This window comes from Fructobacillus tropaeoli (genome assembly GCF_001047135.2).
In the GTDB taxonomy this organism is placed as follows: domain Bacteria; phylum Bacillota; class Bacilli; order Lactobacillales; family Lactobacillaceae; genus Fructobacillus; species Fructobacillus tropaeoli.
Genome location: NZ_DF968081.1, coordinates 13,110 through 38,674, shown reverse-complemented (window position 1 = coordinate 38,674; position 25,565 = coordinate 13,110). Strand labels below are relative to the sequence as shown.

General features: G+C 44.0%; 27 protein-coding genes and 5 tRNA genes. 27 read left to right on the top strand and 5 right to left on the bottom strand.

What is annotated here, in order from left to right; genetic code table 11:
• Positions 1-13: 13 nt before the first annotated feature.
• From AOQ32_RS04175 to AOQ32_RS04145, 7 genes are all read left to right on the top strand, one after another.
• Entirely contained in the window at positions 14-406 is a 393-nt protein-coding gene (locus AOQ32_RS04175) for an FtsB family cell division protein (RefSeq protein WP_059393737.1), read from the top strand.
• Complete coding sequence (gene tilS / locus AOQ32_RS04170) at positions 406-1,782, top strand: tRNA lysidine(34) synthetase TilS (protein WP_059393736.1); 1,377 nt, start codon at positions 406-408, stop codon at positions 1,780-1,782. Before AOQ32_RS04175 ends, tilS begins: the two co-directional genes overlap by 1 nt.
• On the top strand, positions 1,782-2,318 hold the full coding sequence (hpt, locus tag AOQ32_RS04165; protein WP_059393735.1) for a hypoxanthine phosphoribosyltransferase: 537 nt from the start codon (positions 1,782-1,784) through the stop codon (positions 2,316-2,318). Before tilS ends, hpt begins: the two co-directional genes overlap by 1 nt.
• A 62-nt stretch (positions 2,319-2,380) precedes the next feature.
• Positions 2,381-4,459 (top strand): ATP-dependent zinc metalloprotease FtsH, encoded by a 2,079-nt coding sequence (gene ftsH, locus AOQ32_RS04160; RefSeq protein ID WP_059393734.1) that lies wholly within the window; start codon positions 2,381-2,383, stop codon positions 4,457-4,459.
• A 72-nt stretch (positions 4,460-4,531) separates the two neighbouring features.
• Positions 4,532-5,482, top strand: a complete 951-nt coding sequence (gene hslO, locus AOQ32_RS04155) for an Hsp33 family molecular chaperone HslO (RefSeq protein ID WP_059393733.1) — start codon at positions 4,532-4,534, stop codon at positions 5,480-5,482.
• 133 nt (positions 5,483-5,615) lie between these two features.
• Positions 5,616-7,103 (top strand): lysine--tRNA ligase, encoded by a 1,488-nt coding sequence (gene lysS / locus AOQ32_RS04150; RefSeq protein ID WP_059393732.1) that lies wholly within the window; start codon positions 5,616-5,618, stop codon positions 7,101-7,103.
• Between the two features lie 78 nt (positions 7,104-7,181).
• Positions 7,182-7,254 (top strand) — tRNA-Asn (locus AOQ32_RS04145).
• A 67-nt stretch (positions 7,255-7,321) separates the two neighbouring features.
• On the opposite strand, the gene AOQ32_RS04140 is transcribed toward AOQ32_RS04145, so the two are convergent.
• Together AOQ32_RS04140 and AOQ32_RS04135 are read right to left on the bottom strand one after the other, a co-directional pair.
• On the bottom strand, positions 7,322-8,587 hold the full coding sequence (locus AOQ32_RS04140; RefSeq protein WP_059393731.1) for an MFS transporter: 1,266 nt from the start codon (positions 8,585-8,587) through the stop codon (positions 7,322-7,324).
• Between the two features lie 337 nt (positions 8,588-8,924).
• Positions 8,925-9,494 (bottom strand): NADPH-dependent F420 reductase, encoded by a 570-nt coding sequence (locus AOQ32_RS04135; protein WP_059393730.1) that lies wholly within the window; start codon positions 9,492-9,494, stop codon positions 8,925-8,927.
• 192 nt (positions 9,495-9,686) lie between these two features.
• Between AOQ32_RS04135 and AOQ32_RS04130 the strand changes: the two genes are divergently transcribed.
• From AOQ32_RS04130 to AOQ32_RS04105, 6 genes are all read left to right on the top strand, one after another.
• Positions 9,687-9,759 (top strand) — tRNA-Asn (locus AOQ32_RS04130).
• Between the two features lie 4 nt (positions 9,760-9,763).
• Positions 9,764-9,836 (top strand) — tRNA-Thr (locus AOQ32_RS04125).
• A 174-nt stretch (positions 9,837-10,010) separates the two neighbouring features.
• Positions 10,011-10,463 (top strand): GNAT family N-acetyltransferase, encoded by a 453-nt coding sequence (locus tag AOQ32_RS04120; protein WP_059393729.1) that lies wholly within the window; start codon positions 10,011-10,013, stop codon positions 10,461-10,463.
• A gap of 207 nt (positions 10,464-10,670) precedes the next feature.
• Positions 10,671-10,991, top strand: a complete 321-nt coding sequence (locus AOQ32_RS04115; RefSeq protein WP_059393785.1) for an ArsR/SmtB family transcription factor — start codon at positions 10,671-10,673, stop codon at positions 10,989-10,991.
• 63 nt (positions 10,992-11,054) lie between these two features.
• Positions 11,055-11,777 (top strand): SDR family oxidoreductase, encoded by a 723-nt coding sequence (locus AOQ32_RS04110; RefSeq protein ID WP_059393728.1) that lies wholly within the window; start codon positions 11,055-11,057, stop codon positions 11,775-11,777.
• 144 nt (positions 11,778-11,921) lie between these two features.
• Positions 11,922-13,046 carry a lipocalin-like domain-containing protein gene (locus AOQ32_RS04105; RefSeq protein WP_059393727.1) on the top strand — a complete coding sequence of 375 codons (1,125 nt, stop codon included), beginning with the start codon at positions 11,922-11,924 and terminating at the stop codon, positions 13,044-13,046.
• Between the two features lie 194 nt (positions 13,047-13,240).
• On the opposite strand, the gene AOQ32_RS04100 is transcribed toward AOQ32_RS04105, so the two are convergent.
• Positions 13,241-13,326: transfer RNA gene (locus tag AOQ32_RS04100), tRNA-Leu, on the bottom strand.
• 127 nt (positions 13,327-13,453) lie between these two features.
• On the opposite strand from AOQ32_RS04100, the gene AOQ32_RS04095 reads away from it, so the two are divergent.
• The 6 genes from AOQ32_RS04095 to AOQ32_RS04070 all read left to right on the top strand — a co-directional run bounded on the left by AOQ32_RS04095 (position 13,454) and on the right by AOQ32_RS04070 (position 17,437).
• The gene (locus AOQ32_RS04095) at positions 13,454-13,795 is read left to right on the top strand and encodes a bZIP transcription factor (protein WP_059393726.1); all 342 of its coding nucleotides are present in this window, start codon (positions 13,454-13,456) and stop codon (positions 13,793-13,795) included.
• Positions 13,792-14,562, top strand: a complete 771-nt coding sequence (gene tpiA, locus AOQ32_RS04090; RefSeq protein ID WP_059393725.1) for a triose-phosphate isomerase — start codon at positions 13,792-13,794, stop codon at positions 14,560-14,562. The genes AOQ32_RS04095 and tpiA overlap by 4 nt, the downstream gene beginning before the upstream one ends.
• Before the next feature lie 140 nt (positions 14,563-14,702).
• On the top strand, positions 14,703-16,028 hold the full coding sequence (gene eno, locus AOQ32_RS04085) for a phosphopyruvate hydratase (RefSeq protein ID WP_047974695.1): 1,326 nt from the start codon (positions 14,703-14,705) through the stop codon (positions 16,026-16,028).
• A gap of 106 nt (positions 16,029-16,134) precedes the next feature.
• Positions 16,135-16,698, top strand: a complete 564-nt coding sequence (locus tag AOQ32_RS04080; protein WP_059393724.1) for a DNA-3-methyladenine glycosylase I — start codon at positions 16,135-16,137, stop codon at positions 16,696-16,698.
• Between the two features lie 95 nt (positions 16,699-16,793).
• Complete coding sequence (locus tag AOQ32_RS04075; protein WP_059393723.1) at positions 16,794-16,976, top strand: type II toxin-antitoxin system HicA family toxin; 183 nt, start codon at positions 16,794-16,796, stop codon at positions 16,974-16,976.
• A gap of 68 nt (positions 16,977-17,044) precedes the next feature.
• Positions 17,045-17,437, top strand: coding sequence for a type II toxin-antitoxin system HicB family antitoxin (locus AOQ32_RS04070; RefSeq protein ID WP_059393722.1), 393 nt, complete (start codon positions 17,045-17,047; stop codon positions 17,435-17,437).
• Between the two features lie 208 nt (positions 17,438-17,645).
• On the opposite strand, the gene AOQ32_RS04065 is transcribed toward AOQ32_RS04070, so the two are convergent.
• Positions 17,646-17,717 (bottom strand) — tRNA-Arg (locus AOQ32_RS04065).
• 18 nt (positions 17,718-17,735) lie between these two features.
• Positions 17,736-18,371, bottom strand: a complete 636-nt coding sequence (locus AOQ32_RS04060; protein ID WP_059393721.1) for a YigZ family protein — start codon at positions 18,369-18,371, stop codon at positions 17,736-17,738.
• A gap of 43 nt (positions 18,372-18,414) precedes the next feature.
• Here AOQ32_RS04060 and AOQ32_RS04055 point away from each other — a divergent pair, with 43 nt between their 5' ends.
• From AOQ32_RS04055 to AOQ32_RS04020, 8 genes are all read left to right on the top strand, one after another.
• A complete protein-coding gene (locus AOQ32_RS04055) occupies positions 18,415-19,719 on the top strand; it encodes an ATP-dependent helicase ComFA (protein ID WP_059393720.1) in 1,305 nt (434 codons plus the stop codon).
• A gap of 155 nt (positions 19,720-19,874) precedes the next feature.
• On the top strand, positions 19,875-20,426 hold the full coding sequence (locus AOQ32_RS04050; RefSeq protein ID WP_242976721.1) for a ComF family protein: 552 nt from the start codon (positions 19,875-19,877) through the stop codon (positions 20,424-20,426).
• Between the two features lie 114 nt (positions 20,427-20,540).
• On the top strand, positions 20,541-20,765 hold the full coding sequence (locus tag AOQ32_RS04045) for a DUF1146 family protein (RefSeq protein ID WP_059393718.1): 225 nt from the start codon (positions 20,541-20,543) through the stop codon (positions 20,763-20,765).
• 107 nt (positions 20,766-20,872) lie between these two features.
• Positions 20,873-21,856, top strand: coding sequence for a rod shape-determining protein (gene mreB, locus AOQ32_RS04040; RefSeq protein ID WP_059393717.1), 984 nt, complete (start codon positions 20,873-20,875; stop codon positions 21,854-21,856).
• 9 nt (positions 21,857-21,865) lie between these two features.
• Positions 21,866-22,075: a DUF2969 family protein gene (locus tag AOQ32_RS04035; RefSeq protein WP_059393716.1), complete on the top strand. Its 210-nt coding sequence runs from the start codon at positions 21,866-21,868 to the stop codon at positions 22,073-22,075.
• A gap of 82 nt (positions 22,076-22,157) precedes the next feature.
• Positions 22,158-23,369 carry an FtsW/RodA/SpoVE family cell cycle protein gene (locus tag AOQ32_RS04030; RefSeq protein ID WP_059393715.1) on the top strand — a complete coding sequence of 404 codons (1,212 nt, stop codon included), beginning with the start codon at positions 22,158-22,160 and terminating at the stop codon, positions 23,367-23,369.
• Positions 23,370-23,378: 9 nt separating this feature from the next.
• Positions 23,379-24,368: a DUF2785 domain-containing protein gene (locus AOQ32_RS04025; RefSeq protein ID WP_059393714.1), complete on the top strand. Its 990-nt coding sequence runs from the start codon at positions 23,379-23,381 to the stop codon at positions 24,366-24,368.
• Positions 24,369-24,455: 87 nt separating this feature from the next.
• Positions 24,456-25,565: D-alanine--D-alanine ligase family protein (locus AOQ32_RS04020; RefSeq protein WP_059393713.1), on the top strand; the 1,110-nt coding region annotated here is incomplete at its 3' end.

The window sequence follows — 25,565 nt, the reverse complement described above, 5'->3', positions numbered from 1 at the left end:
AAGGAGTGGGGCGATGGTAGAAAACGAGCACCGACAATCGAATATTCGACCGTTAAATGCTCGGATTGCCAAGCAGATTGCTGCCTCCGATGCCCGTCGTGAAGCGAGTCGCAGGCACTATGCCAGGGCCCACCACTTGCGGGAACGACGGATTGTCTTAATCGGTCTTGCTGTGGCCACGGTTTTCATGGTTCAGTTGGTGCTGGGGCAGGTGCGGTTGCACGCTGCTAACCAAACGCTGACTAAGTCCGAACTGTCCCTTCAAGCCGTTCAAAAGGAAAACAAATCCTTGAAAAAGACGTCGAACCAATTGAAGGATCCGGCTTACTTGCAACAAATTTTGCGTGATAAGTACGGTTACTCACGCAAGGACGAAACGATTTATAATTTACCAGACAAATCTTAATGAATTGTCTAAAAGCCACCCTGGATAAGGGTGGCTTTTTCTTGATGACAATGGGTAAAATAAAAGTGATGAAGAAAACGATTGCACAGACAATTAAAGCAAAAGAGTGGCCAGAGAAGGTGGTGCTAGCCGTCTCTGGTGGCCTTGATTCCATGACACTCCTGGATTCATTGAACCGTTATCGACCGGATATCGATCTGGTCGTTGCCCATGTCAATTATCAACTGCGTGGTGCCGCTTCCGATGACGATGAGATCTTTGTGAGAAATCAGTGCCAAGCCCGTCAAATTCCCTGTTACGTTAAAAGGGTGATAGCGCCCGGAAAAAGTGGCGTGGAGGCCTGGGCACGAAAGGTGCGTTACGATTTTTTTGACCAAGTTGCAAAAGAAACCGGTGCTCGGGCTGTTGTTTTGGCCCAGCATCAAGATGACCAGGTCGAAACCCTATTATTACAATTAATTCGGGGTGGTCTAGCCCAGCAAAAGACGGGGATGATGGGGCAGTCGGATTATTACTTGCGGCCCTTTCTTGACTTCTCAAAGGAAGAACTTAAAAACTACGCTAAAGATGATCAGGTTGAGTGGCGGGAAGATGCGACGAATGCGGATCCTAGTTATACAGGTCGGAACCAGTTGCGCCACGAAATCATCCCGGCCTTAGCGACCATTAATGCCAAAGCGAAAGAGCACTTAGCTGATTTTGCCAAGCAGGAAGCTGTTGACCAAGAACTGCTGCAAGATCAGGCGAAGACATTTTTGCCGGTTTTTCAGGCTGATTTTCACCAGGTGCCGAAACCTTGGTGGGAGAAAACAATCTTACTATGGCTGCAAAATCAGGGCATCTATCAAGTCAAAAATGGACAAATGGTCGCCATTTTGTCTTTATTAGCCAATGACCAAAAGCCCAATGGTCAGGTTGATTTGGGGGATGGCTGGATGATGATCAAGGCTTATTCACAGGTTCAACTTATAAAAGAAGAAAAAACTGTAAAAAATGACCGAAAGCCCGAAGAACTTGTGTTAAAATTAGACCAATGGCAATTTTTTGACCGTGGCCAGCTTTTGTGGACCCAAAAAAGACCGCAAAAAGCTGATCAAGCCCTGGTTTTACCCGAACATTTGGTGGGCGTTTTAACGTTATCTTTGGCTAAAAAAGATGATCGTGTTCCTCTGAAAATCGGTACAAAATCAGTGCGTCGTCTCTTAATTGACAAAAAAATTCCGGTCACATTACGGGAAAAGACCTGGTTATTAAAAGATCAAAGTCAGGCAGTTTTGGCTGTTTGGCTAGGTCAACAGACTTGGTACCTGCCCGCCGGACGTGATCGTCCGAATGTAGCTAAGCAATGGTTAGTATGGCGAATTGAGGAAAATTAGTGAATAACGATATTGAAGAAGTATTATTTGACCAAGAGCAAATCCACGAAGCAGCGGTTCGCCTTGGTCAAACCATTACCAAAGACTACGCGGGGAGAAAGCCCCTCGTTTTGTCAGTGCTCAAAGGTGCTTACCTTTGGACGGCGGACTTGGTCCGTGAAATTGACTTGTACGTTGATTTAGAATTTATTAAAATTTCTTCTTACCATGGTGGGGTGACATCATCCAATGAAATTCAGTTGGTAACGGATGTCCAATCGGATGTCGCCGGACGCGATGTCCTGATTTTAGAAGACATTGTTGATACTGGTCAGTCTTTGCGGTTTTTAAAGGACTTACTCAAAGATCGTGGTGCGAACTCCGTGCAAGTCGCTACGTTCTTAGACAAAAAGGGTGGAAGAAAGATTGAAATCGATGCCGATTACGTTGGCTTCGATGTCCGCAACGAATTCGTTGTCGGCTATGGTTTGGACTATGCAGGCTTGTATCGTAACTTGCCTTACGTTGGTATTCTGAAAAAGGATATTTATAGTTAACATCCATTTAATCTCTTACCCGTATAATTTATAGCAACTTTTATCAAGATTGAGGACTCCCGATGAAAAAAAATAACGGTGGCTTCTTTAGAAGCTCCTTTCTATATGTCATCATCTTCTTGGCGGTCATTGCTGGAATTTACTCACTAGTTGGTGGGTCAAATGGCGGAACAAAGACATTATCATCGTCTGATTTCGTTAAGCAATTGTCCGACAAAGAGATTGACTCTTTCACAATCCAGCCCGGTAACGATGTTTACACGGTGACTGGAACTTATAAGAATAGCCAAAAGTCATCATCGACTGGTCAAGGCTTGAATAGCCTCTTGGCAAATCAGACTACGACAACGAAGTTTTCAACTTCTGTCTTGGAAAATGATTCATCCTTGAAGCAAATTACTGATTTGGCCAAAAAGACCAACACGGATATGACGACGAAGCCAGCACCATCTTCAGGCTTCTGGTTGAACTTGATTATTTCAATCGTGCCATTGCTCTTGATTGTGGGTGTCTTCTACTTGATGATGTCTCAGTCAAGCGGTAAGGGTGGCCAAGGCGGCATGATGGGTAACTTCGGTAAGTCAAAGGCAAAGCCTTCTGATCCGAAGGATAACAAAATTCGCTTTGAAAACGTTGCTGGTTCTGACGAAGAAAAGGAAGAACTGGTTGAAGTTGTTGAATTCTTGAAGTCACCAAAGAAGTTCGTCGACATGGGTGCTCGCATTCCAAAGGGTGTTTTGCTTGAGGGCCCTCCCGGAACTGGTAAGACATTGTTAGCGAAGGCTGTTGCCGGTGAAGCTTCTGTACCATTCTTCTCAATGTCTGGTTCAGACTTCGTTGAAATGTTTGTCGGTGTTGGTGCTTCACGTGTTCGTGACTTGTTTGAAGAAGCCAAGAAGGCTGCCCCTGCCATTATCTTTATCGATGAAATCGATGCCGTTGGTCGTCGCCGTGGTTCTGGCGTTGGCGGTGGTAACGATGAACGTGAGCAGACGTTGAACCAAATTCTGATTGAAATGGATGGATTTGAGAACTCTGAAGGTGTTATTATTCTGGCATCAACCAACCGTTCTGATGTCTTGGATCCAGCCTTGCTTCGTTCAGGTCGTTTTGACCGAAAGATTTTGGTTGGCGCTCCTGACGTTAAGGGTCGTGAAGCAATTTTGAAGGTTCACGCTAAGAACAAGCCATTGGCACCAGCCGTGGACTTGAAGGCGATTGCCCACCAAACACCTGGTTACGTTGGGGCTGATTTGGAAAACTTGTTGAACGAAGCTGCCTTGCTGGCTGCTCGTCGCGACAAGAAGTTAATCGACTCCGCTGACTTGGATGAAGCCGAAGATCGGATTTTCCAAGGACCTGCTAAGGCCAACCGGGCAATGTCCGAGTTGGAACGGAAGACAACCGCCTTCCACGAAGCCGGTCACGCCTTGGTCGGTTTGGTTCGTTCAAACGCATCCGTTGTTCGTAAGGTCACGATTGTGCCACGTGGACGCATTGGTGGTTACGCTTTGATGACACCAAAGACCGATCGTTATAACATTCGTTATTCAGAAGCTAAGGAACAATTGGCTGGTTTGATGGGTGGACGTGCTGCCGAATTGGCAACATTCAACGAAGCTTCATCCGGTGCTGCGAACGATTTCCAGCAGGCAACGAATTTGGCCCGCCAAATGGTGACGGCCTATGGAATGTCTGAAAAGTTGGGTATGGTTCAACTTGAAGGGAATGCTTCTGTTGGCTATAGCGAACAGGGTGGCGCACAGTCATATTCAGACGAAACGGCTGCATTGATTGATGAAGAAGTTCGACGTTTGACCAAGGAAGCCTTTGAGGAAGCAACCAAGATTTTGACGGAACACAAAGATAAGTTGGCAGCGATTGCTAATGCCTTGTTGGATGTTGAATCATTGGACGAAAAGCAAATTAAGGACATCTACGAAACTGGTCACTTCACCAAGAAGGGTGAAGAAGACGAAGATGATGCCAAGTCATTTGATGAAACCAAGGCTTCTTTGGATCACAAGGAAGACGAAGTGGAAGATGAAGAGCAAAAGGGTGATGAAAACCCAACAAAGCCTCTTGATCAAAATGATGATCAAGCTGAATCTGCGGACGATACAACTGATTCAGATAAATAAGTTTTTTAAAAAAGTTGGCTTAGGCCGGCTTTTTCTTTTACAATAAAGACAAGAACAAATAAAGGAATTCTTATGTCAGATCAATTAATTAAGGTCATTACAAAAGATGAGGCCTTCCGTGCCTTTGCCATTGACGGGACAAAATTAGTCCAAGAAGCAGCAAGCGCTCACCATGCCTCACGGATTGCAACGGTTGTCCTCGGACGAGCATTGCTAGCAACAGAAATCTTGGCCCAGGCAACTTTGAAAGGCGAAGAACGTCTTGGTGTGAAGATGGACGGGAAGGGCCCTATTGGTAACGTTGTAACGGAAGCAGATGCTCATGGGGCGGTTCGTGGTTACGTAACCAACCCTCAATTGGAACCAATCGTTAACGATGACGATCAATTGAACGTGGCTGGCGCTGTCGGCAACCATGGTTCTTTCCAAGTGACGAAATTGGCACCCTATTCGAAGCCTTACCTCGGTCAATCGATTATTGTTTCTGGTGAAATTGGTGATGATTTTACCTACTATTTGACACAATCAGAACAGATTCCATCCGTGATTGGTGTCGGTGTAACGATGAATCCAGATGACACGGTTGCGTATGCTGGTGGTTTTTTGGTTCAGGCATTGCCAGGGGCAACAGATGCTCAGTTGGATCAATTGGACGAGCATTTAAAGCAGATGACACCACTTTCTGAACTGTTGTCTGAAAAGAAAGGTCCTCTGGCGGTTTTGGATGATCTTTTGGGCAAGGATAACTATACGTCTCTGGCTTCTGTAGCTGTTGGTATCGCCGCTGAGCCACCCAAGGAAGCTTATGGTGAGATGTTAGCAACATTGCCATCCCATGAAGTTCAGGCGATGATTGATGAGGATGGCGGGGCTGAAGTGGTCGGCCGTTTCTCAGGCAAGAAGCACTATTTTGAGTCTGATGAACTAGAAGGAATCTTAAGTAAGATTTTAAAGCGTGAGGCTGAAGCAGAAGAAAAAGATGATGAAAAATCAGCTGCTGATAACGAAAACAAGCAGGACTAACGTTTTTGAAAAAACGGAAAAAAGACCATGAGACGGGCAAACCAGGCGGTTTGCCCTTTTGTCTTGGCCGTTGTTTTGTTATACTGGAACAAGATAAATGAGCGAATATTCGCCGACAGGAAGGTAGATAGACATGGCTGAAGAAAAAGCCTTAAATGATCAAATGGTCGCCCGCCGTCAGAAGATGAAGGCGCTGGTTGATGATTTGAGCATTGATCCATTTGGACATCGTTTTGACCGAGACGCTTTGGCAGCGGACCTCCATGAACAATACGATGAGAAGACACAAGAAGAGTTAGAAGCAAATCCTGTAGAGGTCATCATTGCTGGCCGAATGGTCGCTAAGCGTGGTGCCGGAAAAGTCATCTTTGCTGACGTCCGTGACCGCTCAGGTGAAATTCAAGTTTATGCTCGTCGTGATGACTTGGGTGATAATTACCCAATCATTAAGCGTGCTGATTTGGGTGACTTCTTAGGAATCAAGGGTCAAGTGATGAAGACGGAGGCTGGTGAATTAACCATCTTGGTTAAGCACTTGACTCACTTGTCAAAGGCCTTGCGCCCAATGCCCGACAAGTTCCACGGTATTTCAGATGTGGAAACGCGTTACCGTAAGCGTTACCTTGATTTGATTGCCAACAAGGAATCTTTAACTCGGTTCCAAAACCGTTCAAAGATCGTTTCAGCTATCCGGGCCTTTATGGATGGTCACGACTTCTTAGAAGTGGAAACGCCAATCTTACAAACGCAAGCTGGTGGTGCGGCCGCTAAGCCATTTATTACCCACCACAACGCCTTGAACATCGATATGTACATGCGAATCGCAACTGAATTGTATTTGAAGCGTTTGGTTGTTGGCGGTATGGAACGGGTTTATGAAATCGGTCGAATTTTCCGAAATGAAGGAATGGATCCAAAGCATAACCCCGAATTTACAACTTTGGAATCATATGCCGCTTATTGGGATTTCACAGACGTAATGGACGAAACGGAAGGTATCTTCCGCGCCGCCGCTAAGGTCGTTCATCCTGATTTGCAAGTGAACTACCAAGGCACTGACATTGATTTGTCAAAGCCATTTGCTCGTAAACACATGGTTGACTTGATTAAGGAAAAGACCGGCGTTGACTTCTGGCCAGAAATGACGGTTGAAGAAGCTCGCCAATTGGCCGACGAACACCACGTGAAGTATGAACAGTATTGGCAGGTTGGTCATATCATCAACGAATTCTTTGACAACTTTGTTGAAGATACGTTGGAACAGCCAACTTTCGTCTATGGTCACCCAGTGGAAGTTTCACCATTGGCTAAGAAGAATGCAGATGACCCACGCTTTACGGACCGGTTTGAGCTGTATATCGTTGGTTCTGAATTTGCTAATGCCTTTACTGAATTGAACGATCCAATCGACCAACGAGCTCGTTTTGAAGCCCAAGCGGCCGAACGTGATAACGGTAATGACGAAGCCGAAGGCATCGATGAAGACTTCTTAGAGGCCTTGGAATACGGTATGCCACCTACAGGTGGTTTGGGCATTGGAATTGATCGTTTGGTTATGCTCCTAACGGATGCCGCTTCCATTCGTGATGTTGTGTTGTTCCCAACAATGCGTCCAGAATAATTTTGTATTTTTACAAATAAATAGTTGACACGCTTGGTCCAATTTTGTATACTAATATAGTTGAGCCAAGCGCTTTATTCCGACTTAGCTCAGTTGGTAGAGCACCTGACTGTTAATCAGGTTGTCGCCGGTTCGAGCCCGGCAGTCGGAGTATTAAAAAAGACCAGACAGAAATGTCTGGTCTTTTTTTGGATTGAAATGGGTTCTGATTTTACCGGTTAAAATTCAACATTTGTCTTCTTCAATGCCGGAATAAGCAGCATAATGACGAGGGCAAAAAGGTAAATCAGTGAGAAGAAAATCATCACGGCGGCCAAAGAGTATTTGTCCATCAAGAGGCCAATGATAGGCGGGAAGAAGCCACCTAAGACTTTACCAACGGAAGACACAACAGAGTTGGCTGTTACCCGATATTCGGCTGGATAGAGGCGTGAAACGATGACGCCGTAGCCGCCATACATTCCGTTTGAGAAGAAGCCAACGACCATCATGATTAAGATTAGTGACCAGGCGTTTTTAGCTAAGAGAAGCGTGTAGAGAGAAACGGCAGCCATAATGAAGAAGAAAGTATAAGAAAAACGAGGGCCAAACTTGTCTAAAATATGGCCAAAGAAGTACATACCGAGAGACATACCGACGATTGTGGCGACCATCCAAAGATTTGAAGAAGAAATCGATAGTCCTAATTGCTTTTGCATGATTTTAGGGAGCCAGTTCATCAAGCCGTAGTAGCCACCAGTGTGGACCATCATCATTAAGGTTAAGGCAACTGTTTGCCAAGTCATTGCTGGTGTTTGGAAAAGTGCTAATAGTGGTACCTTGGTTTTAATGGTTTCCTTTTCCTGATTTTGCCGTTGTTCCTGGAGGGCATGGAATTCATCACTGTCCTTTAATTGGATACGGGCGATAAAGGCTAAAATAACGGGAAAAAGGCCGACCAAGAAGAGAGCATTCCAGCCGAAGAGTGGAATAACGATGGCGGAGGCGATGGCAGCCAAAATGGCGCCAACCTGACCACCGATATGGGCGAGGGAGGTCAGTTTACCGATTTTCTTACCGGCAAAGTTTTCGGCAATCAGGGTCACGCCGGCGCCATATTCTGATCCGGTACCAACACCGGCGATAAAGCGGAACAGGCAGACCAACCAAATGTTATGGGCAAAGTAAATGGCTCCGGTTGAAAAGGCCACGACAAAAAGTGTCCAGGTAAAAACTTTTGCACGACCGATTCGGTCAGCCAGCATGCCAAATAAAATACCCCCAATCAACGTTCCCCAAGAGGAGACCGATGCAATCATCCCACCAGCAAAATTGCTAATATGGAAGGATGAAATGATGGAGGTAAGTGCAAAAGATATAAAAAGGGCATCCATATGTTCTAGGCCAAAACCGGCAACGGTTGACCATAGTGTCAGTTTCTGGTTCTTCGTGAAGGGTTCTTGGCGCAAGTTGGTTTGATCTTGCGCGATGGTTGCTTCCGCCATGCAAAAAACATCCTTTCAAAACAAACAAGACATTCAGATTCCTCTGTGCCGTGGCCACGATTGACCAATCGACACAGATAATATAATCCTTGAAATTTCTAAAGACAAGCCTTGTTTTTTAGAAGAGTGAGGTGTATGTCAGGTAATAAGACATCTGATTTTTCATTGTTTGTAAAGCCTTTTTGTCTATGGGATTCATTTGAACGAAACGTCTTATTATTCTAGAATGTTGACTTGGTATTTGACTGGAAAACCTGATTTTAAGGGGCTTTTTGCTTGTATTATTAAAAAAGAGCTGGATTAGTATCCAGCTCTGTAAAAATATTTTTTAATTAGGTTATTTCACAACGGCAAAGCCACCGGTCCAAGCAATTTGCTTGGTAACGGCTAAGGTCATTTGCAAGAAACCAATCGATTCCAATTCACGGGCACGACGCAAAGATCCGGCATCGACAACATCGAGGTCACTGCCCTCAAAGGCTTTTTGCAACAATTCTTTGCTATCTTTGTTATCACCGGCAGTCAAAACTTCAACTGGGTTATCGCCAACTTTACCAGATGCTAGGTTGGCCGCAAAAATGGTATTAAAGGCCTTCAAGACATGACTGTCAGGTAAATCAGCTTGCAATTGGGCAGTGGCTGAAGAGTCAGCAGGGACATCCAGGCTGTCAAAAGTTTTAAAATTAACAGGGTTGGTTGTTTCAACAATCGTTTTTCCGGCAAACTTTTGTTGGTATTCTTTAGCGATGCTTGCCAAAGCGGCGTAAGGGACGGCCAAGATGACCAAATCAGCCACCGCGTCCGCCTTATGTTCGGTTGTTACATAGTCGACTTGATTGCCGGCTTTTTCCAATTGAGCGCCAACGGCTGAGCCAATATTTCCTTTACCAAAAACAGTCACATTCATGTGCAGTCTCCTTTTCTATTCGATTATGCCTACATTGTAAGGCGGGTCTTTGTGAGTGTCAAAGAATTGTCTTGAATGGTAGGCGAAGCTTTGTCTGATTTTTCGAAAAATTAGTAAAATAAAGTGGAAAAATGATTGACAGGCCCCGCTGTAAATGGCATAATGTAATAGTTGTTTTAAACGACAAATCATTCCGACTTAGCTCAGTTGGTAGAGCACCTGACTGTTAATCAGGTTGTCGCCGGTTCGAGCCCGGCAGTCGGAGTTATGCCGATGTAGCTCAGTTGGTAGAGCACGGGTATCGTAAACCTGGGGTCGAAGGTTCAAATCCTTTCGTCGGCATCATGAATAAAAGTTTGAAAGCTAATGGCAGAAAAATCTGTTGTTAGTTTTTTCTTTTTATCTTGCTTATGGGTGCTAATTTCTGTATTCTAGAATCATTATGTAAAGATTGTTGACCTAATTGAAAAAGAGCAGAGAAATTTCTCTTTTTGTTATAGCGGAGGAATTAGATTTATGTGGCACATTAAGACCTTTGATGAACTCAGTAATCGTGAAATTTGGGCGATGTACCGTGCTCGGATTGCCGTTTTTGTCGTTGATCAGCATAGTGAGTACCAAGACGTTGATGAGCAGGATTTAACAGCCTTGCACGTCTTTTATGAGGAAGACGGTGAATTGTTGGCCTATGCCCGTGTTTTCGCAAAAGACCAGGACACGGTCACTTTTGGCCGGGTACTGACTGTGCAAAAAGTTCGCGGTAAGGGATTTGGTAAAGCGCTAGTTCAACAATTGATGGACGTGATGGCTACTCGCTTTGACCAAGAAAAAATTGAAATTGAGGCCCAGGAACATGCGATTGGTCTGTATGAGCAATTTGGCTTTGAAGCCTATGGCGATACCTTCTTGGATGCTGGTGTCCCTCATAAGATGATGGCCGTAAAAAATCAGAAACGGTCGGAAGGTTGAAACAAGGCTGTTGGCTAACATTAGTTTTTTAGAAGAGCCCAATTGGGCTCTTTTTTGCTATCTTGATTTTGTTGACTGATACTAGTTTTTCCTAGTTACTTTAGTAGTAATAGCTATTCTACAAATCCATTTTGGATTATAAGTATACGTGAAATTAAGGAAATAATTTTGATTGACATATCGAAAACTATCGATATAATAAAAATTATGGAAATTAATGAAAACATTTTTAAAGCACTAGCAAATTCAACTAGGCTAGATATTTTGGAGTGGTTAAAAAATCCAGAAGAGTCTTTTTCACAATTACCGGCATTTAATATCCGTTTTATGATGAACCATTTTGGTGGCGTTTGCGGTTCAGCTATTGTTGAGAAGTCCGGGTTAGCACAGTCCACGATTTCAAGCTATCTAAAAATACTCATGCAGGCTGATTTAATTACCGCTGAACGTCATGCAAAGTGGACATATTATAGGCGAAATGAGAACCAAATTCAGACACTGGCAAAGTTAATTGAAAGGACTCTTTAGAGTCTTTTCTTTTACCTAAAGAGAAGTTATATCGTATATTTCCGATATAAAAGGGAGAGTTAGATGAAAAATATTGTGATTACAGGTGGAACTTCGGGCGTTGGATTGGCTATTGCTCGTGATTTAGCAGCATCAGGACATCGTCTAATTATTGTTGGTCGTAACCTGGTTCGAGGTGAATCTGTTGCAAATACGCTTGGAAATAATACTGATTTTGTAGCTGGTGATTTGACTACTGATGAAGGACGGAGGAAAGTGGTTAATTTTATTAAGAAGTCGATGCCCATGATTGATGTCCTATTCCTTAGTGCTGGCATTTACCCAAAATCTTCAACTGAAAATATTCAAGCAAACTTGACTTCCCATTATTATCTGACTAAAAGTTTGGAGGATAGACTTGCTGGTGGACGAATTCTAATTGTAACCGGATCGCCAACTGCTATTCAGTGTTTACCCATTAATAGTGGTCAGCAAACGGTACTACAAAGAAGTGCATGGATACTGACTCATAAGACACTGTTAATGACTTATCTAAGTCATCAATTGCATTCAAAGCGAATTTCGGTAAACTCTTTTTTTCCTGGGGACGTTAATAGTCGATTGATGCCGTATACCATGGGGCTGAGTAATCAGAAGGTGCCAGTTGGAAAAATACTTGCGTTAAGTCCGAGTTTTGACGGAGTGACAGGGCGCTTCTTTGATGAAAATGGACAAGAAATACTGCTAAATCAGTCCAAGTATAACTATAATCAGGCACAAATAAATCTGTCTAAGTATTTTCAGTAGTCAATTCTTGATGAATGAAGATAACAATACTGAATTAAAATTCAAATGTAAAACGCTTTTATCCAACATCTGTCTATTAATTGATGGTTGTTATCATTGTTTGCTAGCCGTAAACTAGTGGCAACAATCAAAGGAGGATTTGTAATGTCAGATGGACGCGTAATGGATACGGCAGCAGATTTTGAAAAGTTTGGTGTCAATCCAAAGAAAGTTGAAAACTGGGAAGATGGTCGTCGAGACAACGATGAACCAGGTCACGGTGAGATTTGGTATATCGACTGCAGTTTTGATGATAAGACGACTCTGGTACTTGGTTTCCGGCCTAAGTCAACAGATCAGGTCAACAAAAAGGGCTTTAATCCTAATATTGCGATGAACTATAACACAAAGGCCGGTGAGCCCTTTAATGACTACCGCCTTTATAAAGCAGAAGATGTTTATACCAGCGATGAAAGCGCTGATTTGAAATGGGGCGAAAACACATTGAAGGGCCACGACTGGCAATCTTACGATGTGCATATTGAACCAGAAGACGATTACGAAGTTGAATTTGAAGGGAAAAAATCAGTTCAGCATCAAACAGCGATGGACCTTCATTTTGAAGCTGAAGTAGCACCATTCCGACCAGGAAACGGCTACATCACCTTTGGTCCCAACGATGAATATTATTACAACTTTATCTGTGTGACGAAGTTGAAGGTGACAGGTCATTTGAAGATTAATGGCGAGGATAAGGAAGTTACTGGACAGGCTTACTATAACCATCAATGGTTTAACATTAGCCCAATGGAAGCATTCCACAGTTGGGTGTGGGGTCGTCAAAACAGTGGTAAGTACTCTGTCTTGCTGTATGACATGGTCGGAGCGGAGCGTTTTGGTCAGCCAAAAATTCCATTGTTCACTGTGGATGATGAAAACGGTAAGCGCGTGATTGAAAACATTGATGATCAACATGCTAAGGTGGAAGTCTTGGACACTTATGTGCAGGAAAAGACCGGTAAGACCTATCCAAAGGAATTGCGCTATACCTTTGAAGATGATGGTGTGACTGCTGAATTCACAATCAAGAACCCTCAAGAAATTAACTTGATTGATATTTATGGCATGGCACCAAAGGCGGCACAAGAACGCTTTGACCAGGCCGGTTTGCAACCAACCTATACTCGCTACTTGGCCGAAACTACGCTAAAGGTGACACAGAACGGGCAGACTGATACAGTTAATGACAAGATGCTTTATGAAATTAATTTTGCAGCAAAGACGTTTTAAATTGTTAAAAATTTGATAGCAAAAAGGCCATTCTGACTTTCTAGTCGGGATGGCCTTTATTGTTTGGTTAGTTTAAAAAGAAAGAAGGCGTTTATTCTTAAAAGGAAAAAGCACTCAAACTTAACTGTTTGAGTGCTTTTTAAATTAGTTGCTTGCAAATTCGTCATAAACGTTGGTGAATCAACGTTTCATTATGCGGCTGGCGGGAGTCGAACCCGCACGTCCTAAAGCGGACACAGGATCCTTAATCCTGCGCGTCTGCCAATTCCGCCACAGCCGCATGCATTAATGCAACTATCAAATTCTACCTAGAATTGCTGCTCTTGTCAAGCGCTTTTCTTCTTTCTTCTTTTTATTCGGTTTTAATAGTAATTTTTGTTAAAATAGACATTGATTGGAGAATACCTATGAAGTTATTTAATTGGTCGAACAAAAAAGACCAGCAAGACAAAGAAATCCAAACGCAGGTTGATTTTCTGCAGGCTGAAAACGATCAGCTCTTGGACCAAGTTGAGTCCTTAAAGCTCGACATTAGTGAAGCCCGAAGCGAAAATGAGCATTTGAAGGAAGCTTTGAATCGGTCAACATTCCGGCAAGGGCTAATTAAGATGTCCATTGGCATGGGCATCTTAATTGTTTCCTATGCGCTTTTGGTGCTGGTGGGGGAACGAAATACCAACTTGCCCTGGCTATTACTGATTGAAGCCGTCTTCTTGTTCTTGATGCTTAATCGAGGAGAAAGTAAATGAGTGCGCAGAACCGGCGGCCATTTGTCGTAGCCAACTGGAAAATCAACATGATGCCGGACCAGGTTGGCCCCTACCTGGATACCGTTTTGCCTGCTTTGGTGGGTGAGACCGAAGTTGAAGTTGGCGTCGCCGCGCAAGACCTGTACTTAAGCCAGATGTTGCAGGCTGCAAAGGGCACTCCGTTAGTAATTGTTGGCGAAAATTCTCACTGGGAAGATGATGGGGCATTTACCGGTGAAACGTCGCCAAAAGCCTTGGCAGCACTTGGCGTTGAATACGTCTTAATTGGACATTTTGAGCGACGAAAGTTTTTTAATGAAACGGATGAAACGGTTAATTTAAAAACGTTAGCGGCGCTACGCAATGGCTTAAAGCCGATTGTCGACTTAGATGAAGACTTGTCGGCCTACGGCCACTTAGTGCCCGAAAAAGTTATTTTAAATCAGTTACAAGCAGCCCTTGATGGTGTTACGGAAGCTGAAATGGCTCAAGTAACGATTGCTTATGAGCCGACTTGGGCAATTGGTTCCGGGTCGGCGGCTTCGGCCGACCAGGCGCAAGAAGCGGCTGCTTTAATTCGACAAAGCTTAGCTAATTTATATAATCGAGACTTGGCTAATAGCATTCGCATTCTGTATGGTGGCTCAGTGACGCCGAAAAATGCACCCGCCTTCTTATGCCAGCAAGACATTGACGGTATCCTAGTTGGTAAGGCTGCGCTAGATCCCAGACAGTTTTTGACCCTGGTTGATCAGGCTAAAAAGTAAAATTAGTTCTCGGACAAATCGGCCAAGCCGTTGGCTAAGCTAGAAAGAACCCATTTTTCCTGTTCATTTTACCTGATAAGGGTGTTATAATTTAGTTGGTTTTATAAATATTAACCACAGACAAAAGGAGAGCATAAAATATGTCTTTGATTTCAGATATCATCGCACGTGAAGTTCTTGATTCACGTGGAAACCCAACAGTCGAAGCTGAAGTTATCACTGAAGTTGGTGGATTTGGCCGCGGAATCGTGCCATCTGGTGCATCAACTGGTGAACACGAAGCTGTCGAATTGCGTGACGGTGACAAGAACCGTTTCGGTGGCAAGGGTACTACTAAGGCCGTTGCTAACGTTAACGATGTAATCGCTAAGGCTTTGGTTGGTAAGTTTGACGTAACTGACCAACGTGCCATCGACCAAGCCATGATTGACTTGGATGGTACTCCTAACAAGGGTAAGTTGGGTGCCAACGCTATCTTGGCCGTTTCAATCGCTGCAGCCCGTGCTGCTGCTGATGAATTGGGTGTTCCTTTGTTCTCATACATTGGTGGCATGAACTCTTATGTCTTGCCTACACCAATGATGAACGTTATCAACGGTGGTGCTCACTCAGATAACAAGGTTGACTTCCAAGAATTCATGATCATGCCTGTTGGTGCTCCTTCAATCAAGGAAGCCATCCGTTATGGTTCAGAAACTTTCCACGAATTGAAGAAGTTGTTGGCCGCTGACGGCAAGGCTACTTCAGTTGGTGATGAAGGTGGATTTGCTCCTGACTTCGCTAACAACGAAGAACCATTGCAATACTTGATCAAGGCTATCGAAGCTGCAGGTTACAAGCCTGGTAAGGACATCGCTATTGCTGTCGATGTTGCCTCATCAGAATTGTGGGATGCTGACAAGTCAAAGTATGTTTTGCGCTGGTCAACAAAGGAAGAATTCTCAACTCCTGATTTCATCAAGTACTTGGAAGACTTGGCTGACCGTTACCCAATCATTTCAATCGAAGATCCTATCGATGAAAACAACTGGGATGACTGGGCTGAAATCACGAAGGAACTTGGCAAGAAGGTTCAATTGGTTGGTGACGACTTCTTCGTTACAAACACTGAATACTTGGCTAAGGGAATCCGTATGGGTGCTGCCAACTCAATCTTAATTAAGGTTAACCAAATCGGTACTTTGTCAGAAACAATGGATGCCATCGAAATGGCTAAGGAAGCTGGTTACACAGCGATTGTTTCACACCGTTCAGGTGAAACTGAAGACACTACGATTGCTGACTTGGTTGTTGCTACTAACGCCGGCCAAATCAAGACAGGTTCAATGTCACGTACTGACCGTATCGCAAAGTACAACCAATTAATCCGTATCGAAGAATTGCTTGCTAATACTGCTAAGTACAAGGGTGTTCACGCATTCTACAACTTGTCAGCTGACGCACGCGAAGCTATCCAAGCTAAGTAATAAATTTTAACGAAAAACGCCTTTCGGGGCGTTTTTTTGTGTTTTCTTTCGTATAATATGGAAAAGATGATTAAGATGAAAGTTGTTTTATCAAAGGAGGGTCTGCATGGTAACACGCTGTCGTTGGGCTGCAAATTATGAAGAGGGAACGCCAATGGTCGCCTACCATGACCATGAATTTGGACACCCTGTTCGAGATGATGAACGACTGCTATTTGAGTTGTTAACACTAGAACTTTTTCAGTCAGGTTTGAGCTGGCGAACGGTTTTGAATAAACGAGCCAATTTTAAGGCTGCCTTTGCCGACTTTGACATTAATCAGGTGGCTCATTTTGACCAACAGGACGTTGAGCAATTGCTCTCTGACGCAGGGATTATTCGTAATCGGATGAAAATTGAAGCAACAATTAATAATGCTCAACAAATCCAAACGCTTCATCATCAGGGCGAGACGTTTTCTGATCTGATTTGGCAGCAAACAAATGGTCAAACATTGGATATTGGTGTTGATCAGGATGAAAAGATAGCTAGCCAGAATACGCTTTCTGAAGCCTTTAGTAAGCAACTAAAAAAGATTGGTTTTAAGTTTGTGGGTCCGGTGACTGTTGAATCGTTCTTGCAGGCTGTTGGTGTCGAAAATGCACATGACTTGGAATGTGACTTTCGTTAAGTTCAAGCCCAGTTGGGCATACATAAAGCGCTTGATTAATGTGTATATTGTGTGTATGATACAGTTGTAGTCAAGTCAGAGGAGGAACTCAGTCGTTGACTATTAAACCAAAAATGATGATTAAGAAGTTAGAAAAGCATGGCTTCAAGGTTATCGGCCATAAAGGCTCACATGTCATGCTTAGTGATGGTCAACATTATACGGAAGTGCCAAAACATTCTAAAGAACTTCCGAAGGGGCTAGAAAGAGCAATTTTAAAACAAGCGGGGCTTCAATAGGCTGATTGATTAAGTCTTTTATGTATATTGAACAAGCACAGAACAGAATTCAGAAGAGGATAAATCACATGGATAAGGAAATTGAATTTGTTATGAGCTATCCGGTTGTTATTCATCAAGAAGATGATATGTTTTGGGCAAGCGTTCCAGATGTTCCGAGTGCTTTTACAACCGGGGCGACGGTTGAGGAAATTCTTGTCAAAATTAAAGAGGCGATTGAGTTGGCATTATCAACGACGCTCGTTGTTCCTGAACCAACAAAGTTTAGCGGAGTTGATGCAGAAGATGGATTTGTTCAAATGGTAACGGTGTCGTTGATTGATTATTTAAGAGCATCATCAAAAACGATTCGAAAGAACGTGACTGTGCCTAGTTATTTAAGTGAGTTAGCCAAAAAAAATGGCGATAACGTTTCTGAAATTTTGACAAAAGCACTTGAGAAAAGATATGGCATTGGTTGATTTAAAAATGGATTTAATATTAAGTGTTCTAAGGAGACAGCAATGTCTCTTTTTTTTGTATCCAATTGGCTGATTGTTTTATTCTAGTTGCCAAATGAACAATAAAAAGCACCTCCATTCAATTAAGAATTTGAGGTGCTTTTTGAGTTCATTCGCTACATTTTCGCTACAAGAACTTTTTAAATGATGATTTATCAATAAATATAGATGCGCGATCCGGGAGTCGAACCCGGATTGCAAGAACCGGAATCTTACGTGCTATCCATTACACTAACCGCGCGAACTAGATTATTATAACCTACTTTGCGGGAATTTCCAAGTATGTTTCACCAATTTTTTGAAAAGTAACCTGGCCGGCAAAGCGGTTGGTTATTTCTTCCTCAAAGGCTTTTACCTGATCTGGGGCAACCGCTACTTGATGGTGGACAGCTGTGTCAAAATCAGTTGAAAAAACTGGGTATTCTTCTTGCTTCAACCAATAAGTCAGCTGATCATTATTTTGATAATCAATATCAATTTGAATTTTTTCTCGCCACAGGCGTTCGACCAAACCGGCCTCGTCTAACCCCTGGGCAACAGTTCCAGCATAGGCACGGATTAAACCACCCGCGCCAAGCTTAATGCCCCCAAAGTAGCGGGTAACAATGGCTAGAATATTGTGGACCTGGCGTTTCTGCAAGACTTCGAGCATGGGAACACCGGCCGTCCCAGAAGGCTCACCATTGTCTGAATAACGCTTAATTTCATCGTTGTCGCCAATGACATAGGCAAAGACGTTGTGATTGGCTTTGTGGTGTTCCTTGGAAATCTGCTCGATGTAGGTCTGCGCCTGTTCCTCAGATTCGATGCGAAAGAAGGAAACGATAAAGTCTGATTTTTTAATTGTTTGTTGCCAAGAATAATCGTTCTCAGCGAGTAAGTAAAAAGGCTCCATAGCCCGTATTATAACATGACCAAATCAGAAAGAAGGTAGAAAAATGAATGCCGAGAAGCTCTATGGCCGTCTGGTAACCTGGCCAAAAGCGGTTGAGCCGCCGATACTTTGTCACACTCTACCAGCCTTTAAGCAGGGAATCTGTCAACGTTGTGGGCAAAAGGAGCGGGCAAAGCTGGCCAATAATGGCTTTTATTGCTTAAAGTGTCTGAACATGGGCAGAATTTCGACCAATGATTGTTTACTGACGATTCCTGAACCGAATCTCTTTCAGGCTGAAAGTCACCTCAGATGGAACGGTCAGCTAACCAAGCAGCAAGAACAGGTGAGCCAAGATTTGATGGCGAGCTATGATAGGCGAGAAAATCGACTAGTATGGGCAGTTACCGGTGCCGGTAAAACGGAAATGCTGTTTCCATTAATTGATTACGCACTGCGGGGAAAGGGGCGCGTTGCCATTTTGACGCCGAGGGTCGATGTGGTCCTCGAGCTAGCACCACGCTTAGAAGCGGCTTTTGATTGTCCAATTCAAGTTCTCTATGGGCAACACGGTAGCCAATACCAGTATAGCCAGTTGGTTTTGGCGACGACCCATCAAGCGCTCCGTTTTTACCGTGCCTTTGATTTATTAATTATTGATGAGGTTGATGCTTTTCCTTTTCGTGGCGATGCTGCTTTGTCTTACGCCGTTTTGCGAGCACAAAAAATTCAATCAAGTGTTGTTTATCTAACGGCGACGCCAACGGCTGATTTGAAACGCTTAGTCAAGCAGAAGAAATTAGCCCAGTCCTATCTGCCGCAACGTTTCCATCAAGGCCTCCTACCACAAATTCAGGTGCAGCGTGTTGGTAACTGGCGCAAGCACCCACCAAAGAAGTTATTAACCGCTGTTCAATTATGGGTCAATCAGCAGAATCCCTTTTTGATTTTCGTGCCACGGGTGAAGGATTTAGTGCGTGTTTTTGATTATCTGCAAAGGTTTCAGACGATTAAGGGGACAACAGTCCATTCCACTGATCCTGACCGTGCCGAAAAAGTCCGTGATTTGCGGTCTGGTGCCTACCGGTATTTAGTTACGACAACGATTCTAGAACGTGGGGTCACATTACCTGCCTTGGAAGTGGTGGTTCTGGGTGCTGATGATTCCGTTTTTTCAACAGCGGCGCTTGTCCAAATTGCAGGACGGGTGGGGCGGTCTAAAAATCGGCCCGATGGCCTTGTTTTAGCACTCATACAGGAGCCGACACTTAAATTACGGGCGGCTCGTCAGCAAATTGCTGATTTGAACAATCGGGCAAAACAGGTGGCCGGTGTGCCAACTGACAGCCAGGAAGGAGATGAAAATTGAATTGCATACTCTGCCAAGAGGACTTTCAATCGCCAGTCACGATTGGTCAGTTGGCTTTCAATAAGAGTCAGGCCAAGCAGTTATTGTGTCCGGAGTGCTTAAATAGTTTTATTCATTTAAAAGGGACGCTTTGTAGCGGGTGCGGTCGTCAATTGGTGGATTCAATTCCGACTGAGAACGCACTGCTGATTTGCTCAGATTGTCAGCTTTGGCAAAATCAGGGTTACCGCCTGCTTGGCCATCAAGCACTCTATGTTTATGACGAGCCATTGAAAGAGTACATGTCCCGTTACAAGTTTATGGGTGATTACCGGCTTGCCACCGTGTTTCAAAAGGAAATGCGTCAAATGCTTCGGCGCTCGGTAAAAGATAAGCAGATTGACCTCGTTATCCCCATTCCGGTGAGCAAGGAACGATTTTTACAAAGGGGTTTCAACCAGGTTAATCCATGGCTTTTGCGTTCTGCCAAAGACGTGTTAGAGATCTTTAATCACAGTAAGGTTGACCAATCTAGCTTGGATCGAGCAGATCGACTCAACACGCCACAACCATTTGTCATTGCTGCCAAGCAAGCTAGATTGGTGGCAGGTAAAAGAGTTTTGGTTGTTGATGACGTTTATACCACCGGGCGAACACTTTACCATGCGGCGGACTGCCTTTATCAGGCGGGTGCTTGTTTTGTGTCGTCAGCGTCATTAGCCCGCTGATTTATTTTTGACGTTGAAGGTCGGGGTAGGAGAACGTGTTTGTAAGGACTCCTATTCTGGATTGCTGCTTTAGCTCCTCTGTTATAAAATAAAACGAATAGAAGGAGAAATTTCATGCCACCACTTTTGACTTTGACCATAACGATTGCCGCCATCTATTTTGTCTTTTACCTGATTCGTCCGATTGATTTTGGCAAGTTACTACCAAAGAATCCTTTGCAGGCAGCCGTGCTCAAAGTAGTTGTTGCGACGAGCCTCGGATTTTTGTTGGCGACAGCCTTGGTATCACTTTTAAATTCGGCCTTACAACTGCCCGGCACTCTCCTAAAAGATTTCTAAGAGATACCGGCCGAAACTGGTCAAGTATGATATAATTTAAAGGATTGTAGGGGACTGTCTTTTCTTTATAGACCCTACCGAACATGAATTTTGGAGAAATAATAACCATGGCAAGAGATATTGGAATTGATTTGGGAACCGCCAACGTTTTGATCTACGTTGAAGGCGAAGGTGTGGTCCTTAATGAACCTTCCGTTGTCGCCGTTGACGACAAGACTGACCGTGTTTTGGCCGTTGGGGCTGAAGCCTATCGGATGGTTGGTCGAACACCTGGAAATATCCGGGCCGTTCGTCCTTTGAAGGATGGAGTCATCTCTGACTTCGATATTACAGAAGCGATGTTGACTTACTTTGTTAACAAGTTGAACGTCAAAGGCTTTATGTCAAAGCCAAACATCATGATTTGTGCCCCAACAAACATTAGTGAAATTGAACGTAAGGCAATCATCCAAGCTGCTGAAAAGGCCGGTGGTGCCAAGGTTTACTTGGATTACGAACCAAAGGTTGCCGCTATTGGTGCTGGTTTAGATATCTTTAAGCCGGTTGGTTCAATGGTCATCGATATGGGTGGTGGAACTTCTGATATCGCCATCTTGTCATTGGGTGACATCGTTGTTTCCGAATCAATCCGGGTTGCCGGTGATCGCATGAACATCGATATTGTGAACTACTTGAAGCGTGAACACGGTTTGGTTGTTGGTGAACGTTCAGCAGAAACCATCAAGATTGAAATCGGATCTGCCTTGAAGTCTGACGAGCCAAAGACAATGACTGTCCGTGGTCGTGACAACTTTGAAGGCATGCCACAAACCATCACCGTGAACTCAAACGAAATTGAAGAAGCCTTGCATGACACGTTGGTTCAAATTGCTGACGCTGCTCACTTGGCTTTGTCAAAGTTGCCACCTGAATTGGCAGCCGACATCATCGATCGTGGTGTGATGTTGACTGGTGGAGGCGCTTTGCTCGACGGGATGGACAAGTTCATTGCCGATCGTTTGACAGTTCCTGTTTTTGTTTCAGAATCACCATTGGACAACGTAGCCAAGGGAACTGGGGCATTGTTGGAACACATGATGTCGAAGAAATAAGGAGTAGTCATGAGCAAGAAAAATCAGAGCTTTGGCGTATCTTTGGTAACAAAGGACGACGAAATCCAGGTTTTGGTTGATGATCAACCGATTGGCAAAATCGAACAAAATCAGGGTGGCTATACTGGTGTTTTAGGCAAGCAAGTTGTCATTGCCAGCGCTCAATCGACCGATGAAGCCTTGCAGGCAATTCTCGCATCATTCAATCTCTACCATTAATTTTTTAAAAGAATCCTTTGCCACGGCAAAGGGTTTTTGTACATAGAACCACCTAAAATTTTGTGCAAAAGGAAGATTCACCATGCAGCGTATCGCATCACATAAAACAGACCGGCCATCTGCTTCAGAGTTGGACTGGGGCATGATTTTAATTTTAATCTTGCTGATGTTAATTGGTCTGTATTCCCTGTACTTTGCTATTTTAAACGGCGGTAAAGACGCCTCGCCCATTAAAGCTGTCATTATGCAGATTGTTTACTGGATTGCTGGTGGCGTGATGATTGCCTTCATCATGCACTTTGATGCCTTCCAGCTCTGGCGATTAGCCCCTTTTCTCTATGCCATGTCCTTTGTCTTGCTGATTGCTGTTCTGATTTTTTATAATCGGGCTTTGTATGCGAATGCGGGTGCCAAATCGTGGATTGTCTTAGGGCCAGTTTCGATTCAGCCAGCGGAATTTGTAAAACCGTTTTACATTGTGATGTTAGCGAAGATTGTTGCTACTCACAACCGTTTGTATCCAACACACCGTGTTGATTCTGATTGGTTGTTGCTTGCCAAGATTGCCGGATGCTTCTTACCATTGGCCTTCTTAATCGCCTTACAAAACGATTTGGGAACGCTTCTTGTCTTTATGGCAATCACGGCTGGTATTGTGGTTGTCTCTGGAATAACCTGGCGAATTCTTGGGCCAATCTTTGCGGGCGTGGGTGTCTTAGGCGGTGGTATGATTTTCTTGGTGGCCTCAACCATTGGTCGAACCATCCTTGGGGCCTTGGGGTTCCAGTCTTACCAATTTGCTCGAATTGATGCCTGGCTGCACCCTGGACAAGATACTTCGAATACCGGTTATCAGACATATCAAAACCTCAAGGCAATCGGGTCTGGCCAACTTTTTGGGTCTGGATTTGGGAACATGAAAGTCTTTGTGCCTGTTCGTGAATCGGATATGATTTTCTCAGTAATGGGTGAGTCCTTTGGCTTCATTGGGGGTGCCTTCTTAATTGCTTTGTATTTCTTTTTGATTTATCGCATGATTAAGGCAACGTTTAAGGCGAAAAACGCCTTTTATGCCTATATTGCGACAGGAGTCATTATGATGGTTTTGTTCCACGTTTTTGAAAACATTGGGATGAACATCGGTCTCTTACCATTGACAGGAATTCCGCTGCCCTTTATTTCACAGGGAGGGTCGTCGCTGGTTTCGAATATGATTGGAGTCGGGCTAATAATGTCGATGTCTTATCAGCAACAAAGCCGAACTTTCAACGATTCGAACGAATTTAATTTGTAAAAGGGTGCTATGGAAGAACTTGCTGCAATTCATGAAAAAACACGGGTCTTATTGTCACAGCTACGCAGTGGAGATGTTTATGAATCACTGCCTGAGTTACTCTATGTCCTAAAGGAAAATGCGGATATGGAGCCAGCTGAGCCCACCCCTCGTCCCAGAGACTCGATGGCTGCCATTGAACAAATGCAGGTTTACCAGGATGTTTGGTCAGCCAACCATGAGGAATCAAATCAATTTGTGGCTGATGACGACTTGCGAGCATTCGTGGACCAGTTGTCTTCACCGAGTGCAAAGATTCGTGATACTGGTGCATTCTTCTTTCTTGGTAATGCCATCCAAAACGGCCATCTCAGCCACCAGCAATTAGACTGGTTGACGGCTGAAATGATTAGCGACGAGCATTTACTCACTCAAATTTTGCAGGAAGAAAATGATGGTGCTTATGGTCGCTCTTTTGCACTGGCTATTCTTTCGATTTTATTGATGGCTGATCAGCAAGCTGCTGAGCCCTTTATTGGCCCAGAGTTGATGATGGCAATCATTGAACAGGTTAGCCTGTATACGCTGCTAGAGCGGGATACTCGCGGTTTCGTTCCTGGTCATGGCTGGATTCATGCTTATACTCATTTAGCAAATGTACTGGGCGCTATTTTTGACCGGACGGACGTTCCACGGTCTGACAAGCTGTTCTTGTTGGCTTGTATTATGACCAATTTTCGTCAATTAAATACACCGCTAACGATGGGGGAGCTGAACCGCCAAGTCGGTACCATCTTGCGCTTAAGTCGGAAGCATAGCCTTTATGCCGATTATTTACTGCTGTCATTAAAGTTGTGGCGGCAAGACCTTGTGAACGAGCCCTTTGCACAAACTCGGTCACGCTGGCAGAAATTATATAATCGAGTTGATTTCTTCCAGCAAATTTTAGCTTTTGGTCAAGACCAGGTGCCTGAAAAGGTCTGGGCATATGTCCAAGAGACTAAGAATTACCTTTCTTAATTGTCTTCGTCTCGCCAAATTGGCGAATGAAAAAAATATTTACCCATGACGTCCGCTTTTTTGGTGGGCAAATAAAGGAATTTTGTTATGAGCAAAAAACATGTTGTGTTGTTGTTTGGTGGAAACTCGTCTGAGCACGATGTTTCCAAGCGGTCTGCCTATAATTACTATCAGGCCCTAAAGGAAACGGGCAAGTATGACCTTTCGGTCGTAGCGATTGCCCAAAATGGTTTTTTCTTGGATGCTAAGCGGTCATTTGAAATTATGAACCAAGCCGATGAGGCACCCTTGGTTGCTGAATACATGGATAGCATTGATCCAACGAAAACGTTGGCACCGATTGCTGCCTTGAAGGATTTGCCACCAATCGATATTTTTTTCCCAGTTGTTCACGGTAACCTGGGTGAAGATGGTACGCTTCAAGGCCTCTTCCGGCTCTTGAAGAAGCCATATGTTGGTGCGGCTTTGCGTGGTCACGCGATTTCCTTTGATAAGGTGATTACCAAGGAAATTTTGACGGCCAATGGTATCCGCAATACCAAGTATCTGGTTACTTATCAAAATGATGACCAGCCATTGACTTGGGCAACCGTTGAAAAAGAATTGGGTTCACCGGTCTTCGTTAAGGCTGCTAACCAGGGATCATCCGTTGGTATTTCACGGGCGGAAAATGAAACAGAGTATCAAGCTGCCTTAGCTGATTCCTTCAAATATGACCGCAAGGTCTTGGTTGAAGCAGCCGTTAATGGTCCTCGTGAATTAGAAGTTGGTGTGATTGGTAACGATGACATCTTGATTTCCGAAATCGGTGCCCACCAAGTTCCGGACCAGGGCGGCGATGGTAAGGGCTGGTATGACTACAAATCAAAGTTTGTGGATAATTCAGCTGTTGCCTTTGAAATTCCTGCCAAATTGCCAGAAGATGTTACGGCTGAAATTAAGGCCATGGCAAAGAAGGCTTACCAGGTCTTGAACTTGGCTGGGGAAGCTCGGATGGACTTCTTAATTGATGAGAATAATGTTCCATATTTGGGTGAACCAAATACGCTGCCAGGATTTACGAACATGTCCTTGTTTAAGCGCTTGTGGGATTATTCCGATATCAACAACGCCAAGTTGGCCGACATGATGGTACAATATGGTTTTGAAGCTTACGAAAAGGAACAACAAATTTCTTATTCATTCGAGTCATTGGGT

Coding starts and splice junctions, on each gene's coding strand:
- AOQ32_RS04175 (WP_059393737.1), top strand. CDS start 14: ATGGTAGAAAACGAGCACCGACAATCGAATATTCGACCGTTAAATGCT.
- tilS (WP_059393736.1), top strand. CDS start 406: ATGAATTGTCTAAAAGCCACCCTGGATAAGGGTGGCTTTTTCTTGATG.
- ftsH (WP_059393734.1), top strand. CDS start 2,381: ATGAAAAAAAATAACGGTGGCTTCTTTAGAAGCTCCTTTCTATATGTC.
- hslO (WP_059393733.1), top strand. CDS start 4,532: ATGTCAGATCAATTAATTAAGGTCATTACAAAAGATGAGGCCTTCCGT.
- lysS (WP_059393732.1), top strand. CDS start 5,616: ATGGCTGAAGAAAAAGCCTTAAATGATCAAATGGTCGCCCGCCGTCAG.
- AOQ32_RS04140 (WP_059393731.1), bottom strand. CDS start 8,587: ATGGCGGAAGCAACCATCGCGCAAGATCAAACCAACTTGCGCCAAGAA.
- AOQ32_RS04135 (WP_059393730.1), bottom strand. CDS start 9,494: ATGAATGTGACTGTTTTTGGTAAAGGAAATATTGGCTCAGCCGTTGGC.
- AOQ32_RS04120 (WP_059393729.1), top strand. CDS start 10,011: ATGTGGCACATTAAGACCTTTGATGAACTCAGTAATCGTGAAATTTGG.
- AOQ32_RS04115 (WP_059393785.1), top strand. CDS start 10,671: ATGGAAATTAATGAAAACATTTTTAAAGCACTAGCAAATTCAACTAGG.
- AOQ32_RS04110 (WP_059393728.1), top strand. CDS start 11,055: ATGAAAAATATTGTGATTACAGGTGGAACTTCGGGCGTTGGATTGGCT.
- AOQ32_RS04105 (WP_059393727.1), top strand. CDS start 11,922: ATGTCAGATGGACGCGTAATGGATACGGCAGCAGATTTTGAAAAGTTT.
- AOQ32_RS04095 (WP_059393726.1), top strand. CDS start 13,454: ATGAAGTTATTTAATTGGTCGAACAAAAAAGACCAGCAAGACAAAGAA.
- tpiA (WP_059393725.1), top strand. CDS start 13,792: ATGAGTGCGCAGAACCGGCGGCCATTTGTCGTAGCCAACTGGAAAATC.
- eno (WP_047974695.1), top strand. CDS start 14,703: ATGTCTTTGATTTCAGATATCATCGCACGTGAAGTTCTTGATTCACGT.
- AOQ32_RS04080 (WP_059393724.1), top strand. CDS start 16,135: ATGGTAACACGCTGTCGTTGGGCTGCAAATTATGAAGAGGGAACGCCA.
- AOQ32_RS04070 (WP_059393722.1), top strand. CDS start 17,045: ATGGATAAGGAAATTGAATTTGTTATGAGCTATCCGGTTGTTATTCAT.
- AOQ32_RS04060 (WP_059393721.1), bottom strand. CDS start 18,371: ATGGAGCCTTTTTACTTACTCGCTGAGAACGATTATTCTTGGCAACAA.
- AOQ32_RS04055 (WP_059393720.1), top strand. CDS start 18,415: ATGAATGCCGAGAAGCTCTATGGCCGTCTGGTAACCTGGCCAAAAGCG.
- AOQ32_RS04045 (WP_059393718.1), top strand. CDS start 20,541: ATGCCACCACTTTTGACTTTGACCATAACGATTGCCGCCATCTATTTT.
- mreB (WP_059393717.1), top strand. CDS start 20,873: ATGGCAAGAGATATTGGAATTGATTTGGGAACCGCCAACGTTTTGATC.
- AOQ32_RS04035 (WP_059393716.1), top strand. CDS start 21,866: ATGAGCAAGAAAAATCAGAGCTTTGGCGTATCTTTGGTAACAAAGGAC.
- AOQ32_RS04030 (WP_059393715.1), top strand. CDS start 22,158: ATGCAGCGTATCGCATCACATAAAACAGACCGGCCATCTGCTTCAGAG.
- AOQ32_RS04025 (WP_059393714.1), top strand. CDS start 23,379: ATGGAAGAACTTGCTGCAATTCATGAAAAAACACGGGTCTTATTGTCA.